The sequence below is a fragment of the Lentzea sp. NPDC036949 genome (assembly GCF_055608075.1).
On the sequence record NZ_JBVJRA010000004.1, the window covers coordinates 370,697 to 387,378 of the forward strand.

The window sequence follows — 16,682 nt, forward strand, 5'->3', positions numbered from 1 at the left end:
AACGCCGACGGCACCCGCGGGCGCAGGGCACGATGGAGAGGTGCGGATCATCCTGCTGCGCCACGGCCAGAGCCTCGGCAACGTCGACGAGCTCGCCTACTGCCGCATCCCCGACCACGCCCTGCCGCTGACCGAGACCGGTGAGGAGCAGGCCCGCGCGGCCGGCCCGGTGATCAGGGCGCTGGCCGGCGACGAACCGGTCGCGGCCTACGTGTCGCCGTACCGCAGGACGAGGCGGACGTTCGAGCTGCTGGGCCTCGACACCGAGCGGGTCGTCACCGAGCCGCGGGTGCGCGAGCAGGACTGGGGCAACCTCCAGGACCCGGTGCAGCAGGAGGTGCTCAAGCACCAGCGGCACGCGTTCGGGCACTTCTTCTTCCGGTTGCCCAACGGCGAGTCCGGCGCGGACGTGGACGACCGCGTGGCGGCGTTCCTCGACGGCCTCACGGTGCGGATGCACGAGGACGAGGAGCACCCGAAGACCGTGCTGGTCGTGTCGCACGGGCTGACGATCAGGTTGCTGTGCCGCAGGTTCTTCGACTGGAGCATCGACCTGTTCGAGTCGCTGTCCAACCCGGACACGTGCGAGCACCGCGTGCTCGACCACGACGGGACGCGGTGGAGGCTGGATCGCCCGTTCGTCCAGTGGCGCGACTCACCGGACGGGACGACCCAGCTGGCCCACTAGAGGAGTCCGCGCTTGTAGGCGGCGACGAGACGGCGTGGGGCGAGGAGTTCCTTGCCGTCCAACGTCTTCACGCGCACCAGGTCCGGTGCGGTGGCCTTCCACTGCGAACGGCGGTGGCGGGTGTTGGAACGCGAGGTCTTGCGCTTGGGAACGGCCATCAGCGCTCACGCTTCCCGTAGCGGCGGTTGAACTTCTCGACCCGGCCCGCGGTGTCGACGAGCCGTTGCGTGCCCGTCCAGAACGGGTGCGAGTCGGCGGTGATGTCGACGGTGAGCAACGGGTAGGTGTTGCCGTCCTCCCACTCGACCGTCCGGTTCGAGGTGGCGGTCGAGCGGGTCAGGAACGTCCTTCCGGTGGACGCGTCCTGGAAGACCACCGGGTGGTAGTCGGGGTGGATGCCGGGCTTCATGTCTGCAACTTCCTGATCGAGTCCACGAAGGACAGTTCGTCGTCGGTGAGCAGTGCGTCGGCGAACGCCGCGGTGATGCCGTCCGGCTCGCCCACGGTGATCGCCACGATCTGGGTGGTCCTGCCCTCGCGCGGCCCGCCGGTGCCGACGTGCAGGCCACCGCCCGCGGACTCCAGGTGCAGCGCGATGTCCGGTTCGTCGGCGACCCACAGCCGGCCGCGCGAGCGCACGACCGTGCCGTCGAGCAACGCGTCCAGCGCGTCGTCGAGCCGCTTCGGGTGGAACGGGCGGTCGGCGGTGAAGACCGCCGTGGAGACGCCGCACTCGGGGACGAGCGGGATCATCCGCGGCCTGGTGCCGCGCCTGACCTCCACGGTGTCGGGCGTGCAGCGGTGCGCGCCGGGAGCCAGCCGGTCGAGCACGGCGAGGGTGCGGTCGTCGGCGTCGCCCTTCAGCACCAGCACGTCGGCGGCCTCGGCCTGCGCGACCACGACCTGGGCGACCGTGCGCTGGTCGCTGACCACCGAGGCGTCACCCAGCGCGTCGTCCAGCCAGGTCGCCGCGTCCAGCACGGTGATCACGCACTCGACGTCCACGTCGAGGTCGCGGCGCACGACGTCCGGTTCCAGCAACGGGTCCAGGTGCAGCACGACCGTGTGACCTCGGAGTGCTTCGAGCAGCGCCTTGAGGTCGTCGCGCACGGTGCAGGACACGCAGCCGTGCAGCAGGTCGACCTCGGTGGCGACGCCGTCGACCCAGCGCCGGACCGCGGTGGGCGTGGCGACGTGCCGCACCAGCACCGATCCGGGCCGGTCGCGCCACACCCGCACGGCCACGTCGTGCTCGACCAGCCCCGCCACCATGACGACAACGGTTTCCATGTGCGCTACCGTAGTTGAAAACGAATGTCGTTTCAATCTGTGTTGTTCCGACCTGGGAGGTACGCAATGCGCTGCCAGCTGACGGGCCGTGAGCCCGGCTTCGGCAACCGCGTCTCGCACTCGCACCGCAAGACGCGGCGGCGCTGGAACCCGAACGTCCAGCGCAAGCGGTACTGGGTGCCGTCGCTGAACCGGTTCGTGACGCTGACGCTGTCCACGAAGGCCGTCAAGACCGTCGACAAGCGCGGCATCGAGGCCGTCGTCGCCCAGCTGCGCAAGCAGGGGGTGAAGGTCTGATGGCGAAGGGCAACGACGTCCGGCCGATCATCAAGATGCGGTCGACCGCGGGCACCGGGTTCACCTACGTGACCCGCAAGAACCGCCGCAACGACCCGGACCGGCTGGTGCTGCGCAAGTACGACCCGGTGGCGCGCAAGCACGTCGACTTCAAGGAGGAGCGCTGATGGCGAAGAAGTCCAAGATCGCGGCCGACCGGCGCCGGCGCGAGGTCGTGGCACGCCACGCGTCCCGCCGCGCCGAGCTCAAGGAGATGCTGCGGCACCCGGAGACGCGCGCGGAAGCATTGCGGGGGCTGCAGAAGCTGCCGCGGGACGCGTCGCCGACCCGGCTGCGCAACCGGGACGTCGTGGACGGACGGCCACGCGCCTACTTCCGCGCGTTCGGGCTGTCGCGGTTGCGGCTGCGGGAGATGGCCCACCGCGGCGAGCTCCCCGGCGTGTCGAAGGCCAGCTGGTGAAGCCGCCGCGGCCTGCGAAGCGCAGGCAGAACCTGCTCGCGAGGGAGGGCGTGGCGGTCGTCGACTGGAAGGACGTCGCGCTGCTGCGCAAGTTCATCTCGGACCGGGGCAAGATCCGGTCGCGCCGGGTGACCGGCCTGACGCCGCAGCAGCAGCGCCAGGTCGCCACCGCGGTCAAAAACGCACGGGAGATGGCTTTGCTGCCGTACCCGTCACAAGGGCGATGACGCGGATCGCCGCGCTGGCCAGGAAGGCCAGCGCGGCGAGCTGCACCAGCAACGCGAGCACCCAGGTCGTGTGTTCGTCGACCGTGAGATCGCCCCGAACACCGACCAGGAAGGTCGCGTACAGACCCCAGCACTGCAACGCGGCCAGCGCGGCACCGAGGACCGTCGTGCGCAGCGACACGACCACCACGACCGCGGCCAGCCCGGCGAGCGCCAGCACCGGCCAGGCACCGGTGAACGCGGTCACACCGACCCCGGCGCCGAAACCCAGGGCGGAGCCATAACCACCTGCCATTCTCGTCATCCGTGGTCCATATCGCGAAGTTGAGATCGGCGCCACCTCTCCGGTGTGAAGTTGGTGCTTTCGTGTGAGGCACGATCACGCGAATGAACCTGTACGAAGCTGTGCACCGCCGCCGCGACACCCGCGCGGAGTTCACCGGTGCGGAGATCCCGCCCGACGTCCTGCGCCGCGTGCTGACCGCCGCCCACGCCGCCCCCAGCGTGGGGCTCTCCCAGCCGTGGGACTTCGTGCTGGTGCGCGACGACTCCGTGCGCCGCGCGTTCCGCGACCACGTGCAGGCCGAGCGCAGCGTGTTCGCCGCCTCGCTGGACGCCGAGCGCGCCGAGACGTTCTCCCGCATCAAGGTCGAGGGCGTCCTGGAGTCCTCGCTGGGCATCGTCGTCACCTACGACCCCGACCGCGGCTCACCCGCGGTGCTCGGCCGGCACGCCATCGCCGACGCCGGGCTGTACTCGGTGTGCCTGGCCATCCAGAACCTGTGGCTCGCCGCCACCGAGGAGGGCCTCGGTGTGGGCTGGGTGAGCTTCTACCGGGAGGATGTGCTGCGCCGGCTGCTGGGCATCCCCACGAGGGTCCGCCCGGTCGCGTGGCTGTGCGTGGGTCCGGTCCGATCACTGCCCGACACGCCTGATCTGGAACGTCACGGTTGGCGCAACCGCCTACCCCTCGATGACGTCCTGCACCACGATCGGTACGGGGCGCGACCGACCCGGTAGCCTGTGCGGGCCGCTCGGCGAGTCGGAACGGAGTCGATGAACGAGTGGAGCAGCGCGATCCGCTGGTAGCGGGCGAGGTACCGCGGCTGGACCGGGAGGTCCGCGCGTTGCTCGACGCTGGCCGCAAGCCGGAGGCCAACAGCCTGTTCGACGAGGTGGTCACCAAGGTGTCCCCCGGAGCAGACCGCTGGGTGCGGTCGGCCGTGCTGGTGAACCGCGCGGTCATGGCGTGGCGCCTCGGCCGCATCCCCCTCGCGCTGGAGCTGGCCGCGGAGGGCTGGACCGACCTCGACACCGACCGCGCCGACAGCCCCGCCGTCGCCGAGACCATGGCGGGCCTGGGCTACCTCATGGAGGGCATCGGCAACCGGCGGGCATCGCTCGACATGCTGCGGCTGTCGGTGCAGGTGGCCCGCCGCGCGGGCAACACCGACACCCTGGCGCGCTGCCTGCAGCGCCTCGGCGGCTCGCTGAACTTCCGCGCCTGCTCCGGTCCGCCCGCCGCCGCACCGGCGATCTTCGAGGAGGCCCTCGCCCACCTGGAGGAGGGCCTCGGGCTGGTGAAGGACGAGAAGATCCGCCGTGCCCTGATGGGCGCCTGCGGTCGTTCCCTCGCGGGCGTCGGCCAGCTGGAGAAGGCCGACGAGTTCGGCGAGGAGACGCTGCGCCTGGCGCTCGACGCCGCCGACCTGTGGGGCATCTCGGTCGGCAACTGGGTCCTCGCCGTGGTCCGCCGCGAGAAGGACGAGCTGGACGAGGCCCGCACGTTCGCCGCCCGCGCGGTGGCGAACGCCGAGCGCATCAACGACACCTCGCTGCTGCTGCGCTTCTCCACCGAGCTCGCCGACATCTGCCACGCACTGGGCGACTCCGTCGGGGAGGCCGAGGCGCTGCGCCGGTCGATGACCGCGGCCCGCACCGCCACCGAGACCCTCCAGGAGGGACTCGGCCAGGCGCTCGAACAACGCCGGGTGGCCGTCCAGGCGCAACGCCTGGCGGTGGCCGCCCAGGAAGCCGCGGCCCGCGACCCGTTGACCGGCCTGGCCAACCGCCTGGGCCTGGAACGCGCGGCGCAGGCACTGCTGGAGTCGACCGCGGCCCGCGGCCGGGTTCCGTGGCTGGTGCTGGTGGACGTGGACTGGTTCAAGGGCGTGAACGACGACGCCGGTCACGCCGCGGGCGACGCCGCCCTGCGCGAGATCGCCGCGCTGCTGCGCCGCGAGTGCCGTTCCGACGACCTGGTCGCCCGCTGGGCGGGCGACGAGTTCGTGGTGCTGCTCGGCGACACCGGCCCGAACATGGACGTGGGCCCCACCGTGGCCGAACGCATCCGCGCGGCCGTCGACGGCCACGACTGGACCATGGTGCTCGGCGCGGTCCGCCGCCCGACCGTGAGCATCGGCGTGGCGGCCGGCCCCGCGAAGCTCGACCAGCTGTTCGCGGCAGCGGACATGGCGCTCTACCGGGCCAAGCGGCACGGCCGCAACCGGGTCGAGGTCGAGCCCTCCGCCGACGAGGTGCAGGAGATCGTTTCCGGTGGCTGAGCCGGGCCCCGTGCGGGAGCCCGGCCCAGCCCGTCCTCAGGCGATCAGCCCACCTCGGTAGGCCACCAGGGCGGCCTGCACGCGGTTGACCGCGCCGATCTTGCCGAGCACCGACGACACGTAGCCCTTCACCGTCGCCTCCGACAGGTGCAGCGTGCCACCGATCTCCGCGTTCGACATGCCCTGCCCGATCAGCACGAGCACCTCGCGCTCGCGTTCCGACAGCGACGCCAGCAACCGGCGGGCCGGCTCGGCCATCCGCTCACCGTCGGCGACCGCGGCCAGGACGCGGGCCGCGACACCGGGGTCGAGCACCGCTCCCCCGCGCGCGAGGTCGCGCACGGCCTTCACGAGCTGTTCCGGTTCGGTGTCCTTGAGCAAGAACCCGGAGGCCCCGAGTCTCAACGCCTCCGAGACGTACTCGTCGACGTCGAACGTGGTCAGGATGCACACCCGTGGTGGTTCCGGCAGGGTCCGCAGCCGCCGCAGGGCCGCGAGTCCGTCCGAGGTGCGCATCCGGATGTCGAGCAGGACCACGTGGGGACGGTGCTGGCGCGCCAGGTCGGCCACCAGGTGCCCGTCATCGCATTCGGCGACGACTTCGATGTCCCCGACACTGCTCAGGATCATGCGAAGGCCAGAACGGACGAGGTCCTCGTCGTCGGCCAGCAGAACCTTGATCACGACGCCTCCCGCATTGGCGTTCCGTGCTCCCTCATGAGCCGTGATCTTCGCGTACAACCGCCGAAGGTCACGTTAATTCTCAGTTATCTCATCATGTGGTAACCGTTTTTCGAGATGGCGGGAGGCGTTCACAGTTACCGGAATAGCGCGGTGACTTCGCTGCGTAGGCGCGGCAGCAGGGCATAGAGGGCATCACCTGGACACTGAGTGACCATGAAGTCCCGATGGCCGAAAATCTCACCTGTTGGAATGCCGTACCGGAAACACAGGTGCGCGCAGAAGGCGACCAGTGAATCCCACTGCGCCAGCGGCGGGGAGACGTCCACGTAGAGGCCTTCGTTCTCGATTCCGATGGCGCAGTCGTTCTGACCTGGACAATGCGCGCCGACCACGATGCGGTCGCCGAGCTCGAGGGCGTTGAGGCTGCCGTGCCGCCCCTCCAGGACGAACCCGCCGCGGCTGTTCGAGAAGTGCTGACCTGAGTCGACCCAGCCGTTTTGGTCCATATGAAGGTTCTGAATCCACTGCGCGTGCTCATAGGCCCGGCCTATCGACTGGTTGTCGAGGTTCGGGGAAGTTGAATGGTGAATCACAATGCGTTCCGGCTTTCGGACCACCACCTCGATGCCTTCACCCGGAGGGCGGGCACCCCAGTCGGCGCAGGAATAGATCTGAACAGGGGCTTGCGCGGTCGCGGGCGTGGCGGACAGGGCCGGGACGGCGGCGGTCGCGGTGAGGGATGTCAAGAGCGTGCGTCGGCGGATCATGCCGATCTTCGTCGCATACGTGATCGATACAGCGCATCCGGAAGCAGTTCCAAAAATGCGAAGGTCTTTCGCAATAGGCGTGGCAGAAAGTAATCTGCGCCACATCAGCCCTGCACGGAGAGGAGCTTCGCGGATGCGGAGAGCCAACCCGGTGACGTCCCTGCTGGCCTCCGCCGCCGTCACCGCCTCCCTCGTCATCGTCCCCGGCGCACCCGCCCAGGCGGCGCCCGCGCCCACGTTCACCGCCGACGACTACTGCCTGGGCCAGTGCGGCGACGTCCTGCCACCCGGCAACAACGGCAACGCGACGCTGGCCGAGATCCTCGCCCACAAGGCGTTCGGCACCCGGCCCGCGCACTCCGCCGACCAGCTCGGCAAGTACGACGCCCTCGTCGCCGGCTACGGCGGCCTGTCCAACGCCCAGCTGACCGACTTCTTCAACGACGCGTCGTTCGGCGTGCCCGCCGACCAGGTCGAGAGCACCGTCAAGCCGCGCGCGGACGTGACGATCGTGCGCGACAAGAAGATCGGCATGCCGCACATCACCGGCACCACCCGCTCCGGCACGATGTTCGGCGCCGGCTACGCGGCCGGCCAGGACCGGATGTGGCTGATGGACCTCTTCCGCCACCTCGGCCGCGGCCAGCTCAGCGGCTTCGCGGGCGGCGCGCCGGGCAACCGGGTGCTGGAGCAGTCGTTCTACAACCAGATCCCCTACACCGAGGCGGACCTGCAGAAGCAGATCGACACCGCCGCGGCCAAGGGCGGCGACCGCGGCCGGCAGGCGCTGGCCGACGTCAACGACTACATCGCCGGCATCAACGCCTACCTGACCCAGGCGATCAGCGCGCGGAACTTCCCCGGCGAGTACGTGCTGACCGGCCACGCGGACGCGATCACGAACTGGAACGACATCCAGCCCTTCAAGTCGACCGACATGGTGGCCATCGCCGCGGTCGTCGGCGGCCTGTTCGGCGCGGGCGGCGGCGGTGAGGTGCAGTCGGCGCTGGTGAAGCTGGCCGCGCAGAACCGCTACGGCGCCGCGGTCGGCGAGCAGGTGTGGAAGGCGTTCCGGGCGCAGAACGACCCCGAGGCCGTGCTGACCCTCCACAACGGACAGTCGTTCCCGTACGCGGCCTCCCCTGCGTCCCCCGCGGGCGTGGCACTCCCGGACGCGGGCAGCCTGACCCCGGAGCGGATGATCTACGACGAGGCGGGCGGAACGGGTGCCGCGGTCTCCGTTCCCGCACCGGACGAGCTGAAGAAGGCTTCCGGCATCTTCGCGGACGGCGTGCTGCCGGCGGACCTGCTGAACAAGAAGCACGGCATGTCGAACGCGCTGGCCGTGTCCGGCGCCCACACCGACTCCGGCAACCCGGTCGCCGTGTGGGGCCCGCAGACCGGGTACTTCGCGCCGCAGCTGCTGATGCTGCAGGAGCTCAACGGCCCCGGCATCCGCTCGCGTGGCGTGTCGTTCGCGGGCGTCTCGATGTACGTGCAGCTCGGCCGCGGCGTCGACTACTCGTGGAGCGCGACCTCGGCGGGTCAGGACATCGTCGACACCTACGCCGTGGAACTGTGCAACCCGGACGGTTCCGCGCCCTCCAAGGCGTCCTCGCACTACCTGTACCGCGGCGCCTGCCTGCCGATGGAGCGGCTGGAGCGCAAGAACGCGTGGAAGCCGACCGTCGCGGACGGCACGCCGGCCGGTTCGTACACCCTGGTGATGTGGCGGACCAAGTACGGCCTGGTCGCGAGCCGCGCCACCGTGGGCGGCAAGGTCGTGGCGTACACGACGCTGCGCTCGACCTACCTGCACGAGGTCGACTCGATCATCGGCTTCCAGGAGCTCAACGACCCGACCGCCATCCGGTCGGCGACCGACTTCCAGCGGGCGGCCGACCGGATCGGGTACGCGTTCAACTGGTTCTACGTCGACTCGAAGGACACGGCGTACTTCAACTCGGGCCTGAACCCGGTGCGCAAGTCCACTGTGGACCCCAACCTGCCGGTGTGGGGCCGCCCGGAGTTCGAGTGGCAGGGCTTCGACGGCGACGAGAACACCGCGCAGTACATGCCGTTCGCCGGCCACCCGAACTCGATCAACCAGGACTACTACGTCTCGTGGAACAACAAGCAGGCCAAGGACTTCACGTTCGGCGGCTTCGGCCACAGCGCCGTGCACCGCGGTGACCTGCTCGACGGCCGCGTCCGCGCGCTGATCGCCTCCGGCCAGAAGGTCACGCGGGCGGCGCTGACGAAGGCGATGGCCGAGGCCGCGGTGGCCGACCTGCGCGCCGAACAGGTGCTGCCCGAACTGCTGCGCGTCGTCGAGTCCGCACCGGTCGACCCGGCGCTCGCCCCGGTCGTGCAGCAGCTGAAGGACTGGCAGCGCTCCGGTTCGTTGCGCAAGGAGACCAGCAAGGGCAGCAAGACCTACGCCCACGCCGACGCGATCCGCGTGCTGGACGCGTGGTGGCCGCTGCTGGTCGCCGCGCAGTTCCAGCCGTCCCTCGGCACCGACCTGTACACCGCCCTGGTCGGCGCCATCCAGGTGGACGAGGCCCCGTCCGACACCCACGGCGCCGCCCCGCACAAGGGTTCCTCGTTCCAATACGGCTGGTGGGGCTTCGTCGACAAGGACCTCCGCAAGGTCCTCGGCGACCCGGTCCAGGGCGCGTTCCCGCAGACCTACTGCGGCGGCGGCACCCTGTCCGGCTGCCGGACGGCACTGGTCGACTCCCTGAAGCAGGCCGCGGCCAAGCCCGCCACCCAGGTCTACCCCGGTGACGCCGACTGCGCCGCGGGCAACCAGTGGTGCGCGGACACGATCATCCACCGCGCGATGGGCGGCATCACCCAGGACAAGATCCACTGGCAGAACCGCCCGACCTACCAGCAGGTCGTGCAGTTCCCGTCCCGCCGCGGCCAGAACATCACCAACCTGGCCACCTCCGCGACGGCCACCGCGTCATCGCACGAGACCGGCTGGAACACCCTCCCGCCACAGCACGTGGTCGACGGAAACCCGCAGTCGCGCTGGGCCAGCGATTGGAGCGACGACCAATGGATCCAGGTCGATCTCGGCTCTGTGCAACGGGTCGGTCGCGCTGTGTTGCAATGGGAATCGGCCTACGCCACCGGCTACCGCATCGAGCTGTCCAGCGACGGGACAAACTGGCGCAACGTTTTCGCGACAAGTAGTGGCGACGGCGGCTCCGATGTCGTAGCGTTTACGCCACAGGACGCGAGGCACCTCCGGATGACCGGTACCCACCGGGCCACTCGGTACGGATACTCCCTGTACGAACTTGAGGTCTACAGCTCGTAGGCCTTCGAGATGAGGCCGCCGATCCACCCCCAGGGGTCGGCGGCCTCTACTTATGCCCGTTGTTGTGTCCGTTGTGGACACCGTCGTCCTGCTCCCCGGCCGGCAACCCCACCTGGTCGGCGAACTCGGTGGCGATCCGGCTGCCCCCGTACACGCTCAACGCCTTGGCCAGGTGCTGCTGCAACTCCACCCGGTGCTGGTCCCCGAGCTCCGGCAACGCCTTCTCGACGCTGCTGATCAGCGACTCCGCCCAGTGCTTGGCCGGCTGCTGCTGCGCGATCCGCACCAGCTGCGCCAGCTCGTCCGACAGCTTCACCGCTTCCTCGACCCGGTACCCGTTGCGCTGCAACCACCAGATCGTCGCGGTCCCGACGTCCGTCAGCACCTCGTCACGCAGGTACCGGATCTCCTGCCGCTCGATGTCCCGCTCCGCCAACTTGAACGTCGAGCTCCGCAACAACTCGATGTGCTTGCGCGCCATCTCCAGGTCCCCGTCGTCCACCTCGACCTTGACCTGCTCGGCCCGCGCCCACACGTGCGTCCCCGGCACCTGCTGCTCGCGCGCCAACTCGTCCCCGAGGTGCACCTGCAACGCCGCGTGGTGCACCAACATCCGCGACGAACTGATCTCCGTGGCCCGCTGCACCACGTGGTGGATCGCAGCGCTCTTCGGCGAGTTGTGCCGCAACCCGGTGGCCAGGTCGAACCGCCACACGACGTTCATCTTCAACAGGAAGTCCAACCCGTACACCGCACTGGGCAACGGCGTCTCGAACTCCTGCTGATGACTGCTCGCCGGCGGCACGTACGTGTAGTCGTCACGCCGGTTCGGCACCCGCCGCCGCCACCAGGACCGGACGGCCCCCAGCGGGCCAGGACGAAAGTCGGGCCAGGGTCTGCTCACGCCCTCTGCGTACCCGACGCATCCCGTCGGGAGAAGGTGGCCTGCCTCACTTCCTTCGAACGGCCGCACACAACTCGTTCGGTCCCTTACCGAGCGTGATGGCCTTGCGAGGCGGGGGCCTGGTCAACTCGGTGGCGGTGGACCGCTAGACTGCTCACGCCAGCCCTAGTAGCTCAGGGGATAGAGCATCGGTTTCCTAAACCGTGTGTCGCAGGTTCGAATCCTGCCTGGGGCACCACCTTTCGCCGGGTGAAATCAAGCTCTGACCAGCGGCAACGCGGTCGGAGCTTGATCTTTTTGGTCAGTCAGCGTCAGCGGGAATCTGTCCCTGTTTGCCACCATCCACGGACTGACCACGGACTGGGTCGGCTCTAGCCTGCGCAGGAGCGCGCGACCCCAGCCAACCGCGGTCGGCGACCAACACGACCGTGCAGCCCGAACAGCTCTTGCTGACTCCTTCTCGATCTCGACACCCAGGGGGAACGCAGTGCGTGGCACCACCTTCTTGAGCAAGGCGTCAGATAGGGTTCCGGCCAACATCACGTCCTCGACAGTTTTACTGGCCCGCACCGAACAGGAGCAGCGTGCCCGGCTTTCTAGATAGCGCTTTCGATCAACTGGATAAACAAATCCAATTGACCGAAGAGGATCGCATGCGCTTTAGCGCGCGTGCAAACGAAATACGTGATCTTCTGATCAAATCTACCCTCATAGCGAAATGCACCATAATTGGATCACTCACTCGAAACACTGCCCTACGCGAACATTCTGACGTCGACCTACTCGCCGAGATAAAGCCTAATGAAAATAACTCCACAGCGCGGCCAGACCAAGTGCTTCAAGCGGTCGCAAAAGCCATCAGCAAATATGATTGGTCAGTTTCGCGCGGCAGCATTGCAGTCACTGTCAACTACTCAAACAAGCCCTTGGTGGATGTCCTTCCCGCCAGAACTTCAAGTTCAGGCAGCAGCTTCCTGATTCCAGACTACGGCAACCATTGGCAGAGTTTCGAGCCCTCTAAACTTAACGACCTCGTCAAGCAATCAACCAATAAGCTCGGCTCAAATGTACGCCAGCTCATCCGCTTGCTTAAGTATTGGAACCACAAGAATGATGCCGGACTCATCTCATCGGACATCGAAGAGATCGTATGCTTGGTTGCGCTAAGACACCGCACGGTGCCCGAGCACACGAGGTTTATGACCGAGTTCTTTGAGTTCGTGATTGATTGGTCAAAAGGCTCTAAAGAAGCGGACAAAGCCGTTGGCAGACGATTCCGCAGTACCTCAGCAAAAAAGGCTCGAACTATCATCAGAAACAGCCTCGCCGTGACGCTAAGATCCGAAGAATCCATGCAAGGCCAGAACACTATGAAGGAACTTTTCGGTGCCTAAATCCTCGCCTAGCCCAGCCGAGCTCAGCTTGATCGCACATGAGCAGCTGAGGGATGCATCTAAGTTCTACCTGGCAGGACGCTACTTACAGGCGGCAGCGCTCGCAGTTGGCGTGGTAATCATGTTCGTTCCAAAATTTGCCTATTTTGGCGCCCTAGCAGTTCTGGTAATCCAGGCCACAACTTGGTATACGCGACAAACCGCACAGCAGAAACAAGGTGTCGGTGATGAAATCCGGCGCCGCGGCCTACTCATGGATGCACTGGGGCCGTACGACCAGTCATACGACCTCGCGGAGCTACTAGCTAAGATCAGCAACTCCACAAGGGACCGAGCCCTATCGAAAGCAACCTCTGATTACTTCGCGAGTGATGCACAGTATGGCCTTGCACGCTTGCGTGACCATCTCCGAGAAAATTCTTTCTGGAACAGAAGACTGTTCTCAGAGGCATCGAAGCGTGGCGGATGGATACTTGTGACAATCACGATTGTTTCCGTCCTGGTGGTGTTCCTAGCAATTGCTCTTGTACCCCAAGACACAGCCGTCAACATCGTGCGAATCTTTGTATTCTCCCTAACATTCCTCCTGGGATACACGCTCCTAGTTGACGTACTTGCGTGGCGTTCGGCGTCAACTTCGATTGAAAGGCTTGATCGACAGCTTGATGCTATCAAGCATCTTGATGACAGCTCCCTCGCCACTCAACAAGGGCAGATCATGACCATCCTTTCGGAATACGCAGTAGCCACCTCGAAGATTGCACCTATCCCTCCCACGATCTACGAGAATAACCGCGACAGCTTGAACAAACTCTGGAAAGACAGAGAAGACATAGCCAAAGCACCGTAGCGCTCGCATCTCCATGGGAGGCTCCAGGAAGGAGCCAACCCCGCAATCTCAGCCTACGCCTCGAACAACTTGCCAATCTTCTCGTTCATGATATCCTTTTGGCCATCAATACATTTCGCGTATACCTTCAACAGGACATCAACCGAATGTCCCGCGCGCGCTGCGACTTCTGGGGCCGGAACGCCACCGTTCAGCCATAGTGACACCGCCGCATGCCGAAGGTCGTAAGGCCTGCCCGCAAGAGGTGACGCCACCTGCATCGGAGTGAGGGCGTACTCGCGTGCCTCTTCCCAGACGCGGTAGTAGGTCGACGAAGAGACCACACCACCACGCGGGGACCGGAACAACCGGCCGTCTTGCCCAACCCCGAACCTCTCAACGTGTTCGCGCAGGATGCGCACCAGCACAGGTGGGATCGGTACTGGCCGAACCTCTTTGCGCCCACGGTGCTTCAACCCGCGCCGGTCGTGGACCTTCCCCGAATCCGTCCACCTCTTTCCTACAGAGGGGCGCGACTCGCCAAGCATCAGCACGCCCCATCCCTCCGCGGGAAGCGTGCAGTCATCCTCTCTCAGCGCCAGACCTTCAGCTGGACGAGCCGCCGCGTAGTACCCCACGGCGAAAAACGCTGCCAGGTGTGCACCTCGATCAGCGTTTCGACGTCCAACGTAGGTCACCGCCGCCAACAACTGTTCAACCTGCCGAGGGTTGGCGACCACCCGAGGATCGACCTGCTCAACAACCTTCGCCGCCTTGCGCTTGATCCGCGTCAACGGGTTGTCCGGGATCAGCTCCTTCTCAACTGCGTACGACAGCATGTTGAACAGCACGGCCCGCTTGCGCTGATACACAGAAGCAGCCGCGGACTTCCCATCAAGCTTCGTCGCCAGCGCATCCAGCAGCCCACGAACCGCCGAAGCATCCGTCACGTCATAGAGCGGCCGCGAGTGCCGAACGAGCCAGGCCGTAACCTCCTTCTCCTCCCCACCCAGCTCAAGTTCACGAGTGGCCGGCGGCAACAGGTTCCGAATCAACACCCCGCGCAACTCGGTCACCTCAGGCCGCCCAGCCGCGTCCTTCACGAACGAAGCTCCAGCCGTCGCCAGCGCCTCAACGGTGCTAGCACGAGTCTTGGCAGCAGTGTCCGGCCACTTCATGTCCATGTAGGACTGAGAGAACTCTAAGAACGAGAAGGAGTTCTTCCGACGAAACTCCGACAGCGGCAACCCGGTGTCCACATCGAAAGGCTCACCAGCCCGAGCTGCACTGCTCAACTCCGACAACCGACTAGCAGCCAGCGCCTTCGTCACGTACCACTCGGAGTGCTCCTTGGTCTCCGTCACCCACCGCACGCCGTAGGGCCGCTTCCGCCCAGCCCGCTTCTTGATCTCCCAGAACCGAACCTTGAACGTCGTACTCATGCGGCCCGCCCGTACAGGTCATCCATCCAGTCCAGGAAGTCCGAGCGCCGACAACGCAACTCCCCGTTCGGGAGCGGGAAGCAACGAGGCCCCTTCCCCGTCTGCCGCCACTTGTAGAACGTGTCCCGAGAGACGTCCCCACCGAGCGCCTCCAGCATCTCCGGAACAGACATCAGTTCAGCCATCTCACGCGCCTTGACGTTCATGATTCCCCCCGTTTACGCAGCTAGATGCGTTGCCGAACTTTCTGGCGGTCCGGCAGATGCGAGCAGCGCGGCCGTGTATTCGGCCTTCCACCTGCGCCGCTCAGCGACAGCGCTCAAGAGCAGGTGCGCCCGTGGCGGCACGTTCGGATCACCGGGCTGGACGTTGTTCCAGACGACGCGCTGCGCCTGGTCCTCGGGCTTGATCCCGACGTCCGCGAGCAGTTGCCGAACGAACGTCTTCCGGTCGTGCTTGTGGTCCGCCAACGACTTCCCCGACCACTTCCGCGACACGAGCACCCGCCGCCCAGCAACGCCGAGCGTGGTTCGCTTGTGCGCCTTGCCTTTGCACTTCCCAGGCACCGTGGACAGCCGAGCCCCACGAGGCTGGACGCCCTGCTCGCCACACTGCGCACTGCGGCGAGCAGGGCGTCACGGCCAGCTCTGCACACAACCGTTCGGCGTGGTCCTCCTGCCGCGCCGTCTGGGCGTCGAAGCACTCGTTGATGCTCTTGGTGAGGTACTTCGTCAGGTAGCCGATGTGACGGCCGGCCTCTTCAGTGCCGCCGAGGATGCCCTTGGAGTGCACCTGCACCCCGAACCGCGCCACATGAGCCGGACGCACCACCTCATCAAGGGCTTCTTCCCAGGTAGGCAAGGCCCTTCGCGTCTGCGGATCAACGAAGCCCTTGGCCCGCACATCCCAGAACGGCAGGTTCTCACTGCCGTACTTGATCTCGTCATGCTCAGGCCACCAGACCTGGTGATACGTGGCCTCGGTGACCGCCTTCAGCTCCGCCCGCGAGATCGAGCCCCGAACCGCCGCGTGCCAGTGCGGAGCAAGCCGCCTCTGAGGCTCGACCGCCGAGAAGTACTGGACCTCCCAGCCCACACAGCGCCGAAGATTCTGGACGAACCGATCAAGCAGAGCAGCGAAGTGCACCGCGTCCCGAGCCGCACGGCGGTAGTCGTACTTCGTCGGATCTACCGGAGTGCCGTCGCTCCGAACCTTGCCGTAGGTGTCGAGCGTCAGCGTGAGGAACGTCGAGGGCTGGTACTTGCCCCCGAAAACCTTGCCGACGGTCCGCTTGCTGACCGGCCGCCGAGGCAGGTTGGGCGCATCCTGCCGCCGCCTCGTGGACCGCTTTCGCACGCCCTTGACCGGGACTTCCAGGGAGGGAAGCGAACCGCGGACCCCGAGTTGCCGAAGTTCGGCGTCGACCTCCACGACCTTTTCCCGAACCTCCTCCGCTCCCACTTCGTCGCCCTCAGCGAGGGCCAGGCGAAAGGCCTTGACCAAGTCAGCCCGGTACTCGGTCAGCTCCTGCTGTTCGTCGCTCGGAGCGTCCGGCGTGAAGTCCGGTTCCTCGGTCAGGTGCCATCCCTCGCGGCACTGCGCCATCCGCAGACGCCGGTTCTTCTCGGCGCAGGTGGGGCAGACACTCGCGACCGTCGAGCCACACGGCACGGGCACGATGTCCACGCGACCGGTGTCGAGGTCGATCCGCTCCTTGGCCAACGGCCGGACACAGACGCCGTGCTCCTCAGCCACGGCCCGGACAACGTCGAGCGCGGCCGGCTGCTTCATCCGCTCCGAGCGAG

Annotated in this window: 18 protein-coding genes, 1 tRNA gene and 1 pseudogene; 11 read left to right on the plus strand and 9 right to left on the minus strand. The window is 66.7% G+C overall.

Features of this window, described 5'->3' with window-relative positions:
* Positions 1–40: 40 nt before the first annotated feature.
* Positions 41–688 carry a histidine phosphatase family protein gene (locus ACZ7CD_RS14225; protein ID WP_360385755.1) on the plus strand — a complete coding sequence of 216 codons (648 nt, stop codon included), beginning with the start codon at positions 41–43 and terminating at the stop codon, positions 686–688.
* Here the strand turns inward: ACZ7CD_RS14225 and rpmF are convergent.
* Genes rpmF through ACZ7CD_RS14240 form a run of 3 tightly spaced genes read right to left on the minus strand, consistent with a single transcriptional unit; the run spans position 685 to position 1,978 of the window.
* A complete protein-coding gene (gene rpmF / locus ACZ7CD_RS14230) occupies positions 685–846 on the minus strand; it encodes a 50S ribosomal protein L32 (RefSeq protein ID WP_470379014.1) in 162 nt (53 codons plus the stop codon). The genes ACZ7CD_RS14225 and rpmF overlap by 4 nt on opposite strands.
* Positions 846–1,097, minus strand: a complete 252-nt coding sequence (locus ACZ7CD_RS14235; protein ID WP_360385751.1) for a type B 50S ribosomal protein L31 — start codon at positions 1,095–1,097, stop codon at positions 846–848. Before ACZ7CD_RS14235 ends, rpmF begins: the two co-directional genes overlap by 1 nt.
* On the minus strand, positions 1,094–1,978 hold the full coding sequence (locus tag ACZ7CD_RS14240) for a GTP-binding protein (protein ID WP_470374311.1): 885 nt from the start codon (positions 1,976–1,978) through the stop codon (positions 1,094–1,096). The genes ACZ7CD_RS14235 and ACZ7CD_RS14240 overlap by 4 nt, the downstream gene beginning before the upstream one ends.
* A 66-nt stretch (positions 1,979–2,044) precedes the next feature.
* On the opposite strand from ACZ7CD_RS14240, the gene rpmB reads away from it, so the two are divergent.
* Genes rpmB through rpsR form a run of 4 tightly spaced genes read left to right on the plus strand, consistent with a single transcriptional unit; the run spans position 2,045 to position 2,962 of the window.
* Entirely contained in the window at positions 2,045–2,275 is a 231-nt protein-coding gene (gene rpmB / locus ACZ7CD_RS14245) for a 50S ribosomal protein L28 (RefSeq protein ID WP_360385748.1), read from the plus strand.
* Positions 2,275–2,442: a 50S ribosomal protein L33 gene (gene rpmG, locus ACZ7CD_RS14250; protein WP_065914914.1), complete on the plus strand. Its 168-nt coding sequence runs from the start codon at positions 2,275–2,277 to the stop codon at positions 2,440–2,442. Before rpmB ends, rpmG begins: the two co-directional genes overlap by 1 nt.
* A complete protein-coding gene (gene rpsN / locus ACZ7CD_RS14255) occupies positions 2,442–2,735 on the plus strand; it encodes a 30S ribosomal protein S14 (protein ID WP_360385745.1) in 294 nt (97 codons plus the stop codon). The genes rpmG and rpsN overlap by 1 nt, the downstream gene beginning before the upstream one ends.
* Entirely contained in the window at positions 2,729–2,962 is a 234-nt protein-coding gene (gene rpsR / locus ACZ7CD_RS14260; protein ID WP_360386651.1) for a 30S ribosomal protein S18, read from the plus strand. Before rpsN ends, rpsR begins: the two co-directional genes overlap by 7 nt.
* Here the strand turns inward: rpsR and ACZ7CD_RS14265 are convergent.
* The gene (locus ACZ7CD_RS14265; protein WP_360385743.1) at positions 2,910–3,266 is read right to left on the minus strand and encodes a hypothetical protein; all 357 of its coding nucleotides are present in this window, start codon (positions 3,264–3,266) and stop codon (positions 2,910–2,912) included. The genes rpsR and ACZ7CD_RS14265 overlap by 53 nt on opposite strands.
* A gap of 83 nt (positions 3,267–3,349) precedes the next feature.
* Here ACZ7CD_RS14265 and bluB point away from each other — a divergent pair, with 83 nt between their 5' ends.
* Both bluB and ACZ7CD_RS14275 read left to right on the plus strand, forming a co-directional pair.
* Entirely contained in the window at positions 3,350–3,982 is a 633-nt protein-coding gene (bluB, locus tag ACZ7CD_RS14270) for a 5,6-dimethylbenzimidazole synthase (RefSeq protein WP_360385741.1), read from the plus strand.
* A 44-nt stretch (positions 3,983–4,026) separates the two neighbouring features.
* The gene (locus ACZ7CD_RS14275; protein ID WP_470379015.1) at positions 4,027–5,526 is read left to right on the plus strand and encodes a tetratricopeptide repeat-containing diguanylate cyclase; all 1,500 of its coding nucleotides are present in this window, start codon (positions 4,027–4,029) and stop codon (positions 5,524–5,526) included.
* Between the two features lie 36 nt (positions 5,527–5,562).
* Here the strand turns inward: ACZ7CD_RS14275 and ACZ7CD_RS14280 are convergent, their stop codons facing one another.
* Both ACZ7CD_RS14280 and ACZ7CD_RS14285 read right to left on the minus strand, forming a co-directional pair.
* Positions 5,563–6,210, minus strand: a complete 648-nt coding sequence (locus ACZ7CD_RS14280; RefSeq protein WP_065914918.1) for a response regulator — start codon at positions 6,208–6,210, stop codon at positions 5,563–5,565.
* A gap of 134 nt (positions 6,211–6,344) precedes the next feature.
* Entirely contained in the window at positions 6,345–7,082 is a 738-nt protein-coding gene (locus ACZ7CD_RS14285; RefSeq protein ID WP_470379016.1) for a peptidoglycan recognition protein family protein, read from the minus strand.
* A 28-nt stretch (positions 7,083–7,110) separates the two neighbouring features.
* Here ACZ7CD_RS14285 and ACZ7CD_RS14290 point away from each other — a divergent pair, with 28 nt between their 5' ends.
* Entirely contained in the window at positions 7,111–10,308 is a 3,198-nt protein-coding gene (locus tag ACZ7CD_RS14290) for a penicillin acylase family protein (RefSeq protein ID WP_470379017.1), read from the plus strand.
* 46 nt (positions 10,309–10,354) lie between these two features.
* On the opposite strand, the gene ACZ7CD_RS14295 is transcribed toward ACZ7CD_RS14290, so the two are convergent.
* The gene (locus tag ACZ7CD_RS14295; RefSeq protein WP_458429475.1) at positions 10,355–11,212 is read right to left on the minus strand and encodes a hypothetical protein; all 858 of its coding nucleotides are present in this window, start codon (positions 11,210–11,212) and stop codon (positions 10,355–10,357) included.
* 162 nt (positions 11,213–11,374) lie between these two features.
* Between ACZ7CD_RS14295 and ACZ7CD_RS14300 the strand changes: the two genes are divergently transcribed.
* The 3 genes from ACZ7CD_RS14300 (at position 11,375) to ACZ7CD_RS14310 (ending at position 13,456) form a co-directional block, all read left to right on the plus strand.
* Positions 11,375–11,450 (plus strand) — tRNA-Arg (locus tag ACZ7CD_RS14300).
* A 346-nt stretch (positions 11,451–11,796) separates the two neighbouring features.
* Positions 11,797–12,606 (plus strand): SMODS domain-containing nucleotidyltransferase, encoded by an 810-nt coding sequence (locus ACZ7CD_RS14305; protein ID WP_470379018.1) that lies wholly within the window; start codon positions 11,797–11,799, stop codon positions 12,604–12,606.
* Positions 12,599–13,456, plus strand: a complete 858-nt coding sequence (locus tag ACZ7CD_RS14310) for a hypothetical protein (RefSeq protein WP_470379019.1) — start codon at positions 12,599–12,601, stop codon at positions 13,454–13,456. Before ACZ7CD_RS14305 ends, ACZ7CD_RS14310 begins: the two co-directional genes overlap by 8 nt.
* A gap of 53 nt (positions 13,457–13,509) precedes the next feature.
* Here the strand turns inward: ACZ7CD_RS14310 and ACZ7CD_RS14315 are convergent, their stop codons facing one another.
* Both ACZ7CD_RS14315 and ACZ7CD_RS14320 read right to left on the minus strand, forming a co-directional pair.
* A complete protein-coding gene (locus ACZ7CD_RS14315) occupies positions 13,510–14,877 on the minus strand; it encodes a tyrosine-type recombinase/integrase (RefSeq protein WP_470379020.1) in 1,368 nt (455 codons plus the stop codon).
* Between the two features lie 218 nt (positions 14,878–15,095).
* Positions 15,096–16,668 (minus strand): annotated as a pseudogene (locus tag ACZ7CD_RS14320) (replication initiator).
* Between the last annotated feature and the right edge of the window lie 14 nt (positions 16,669–16,682).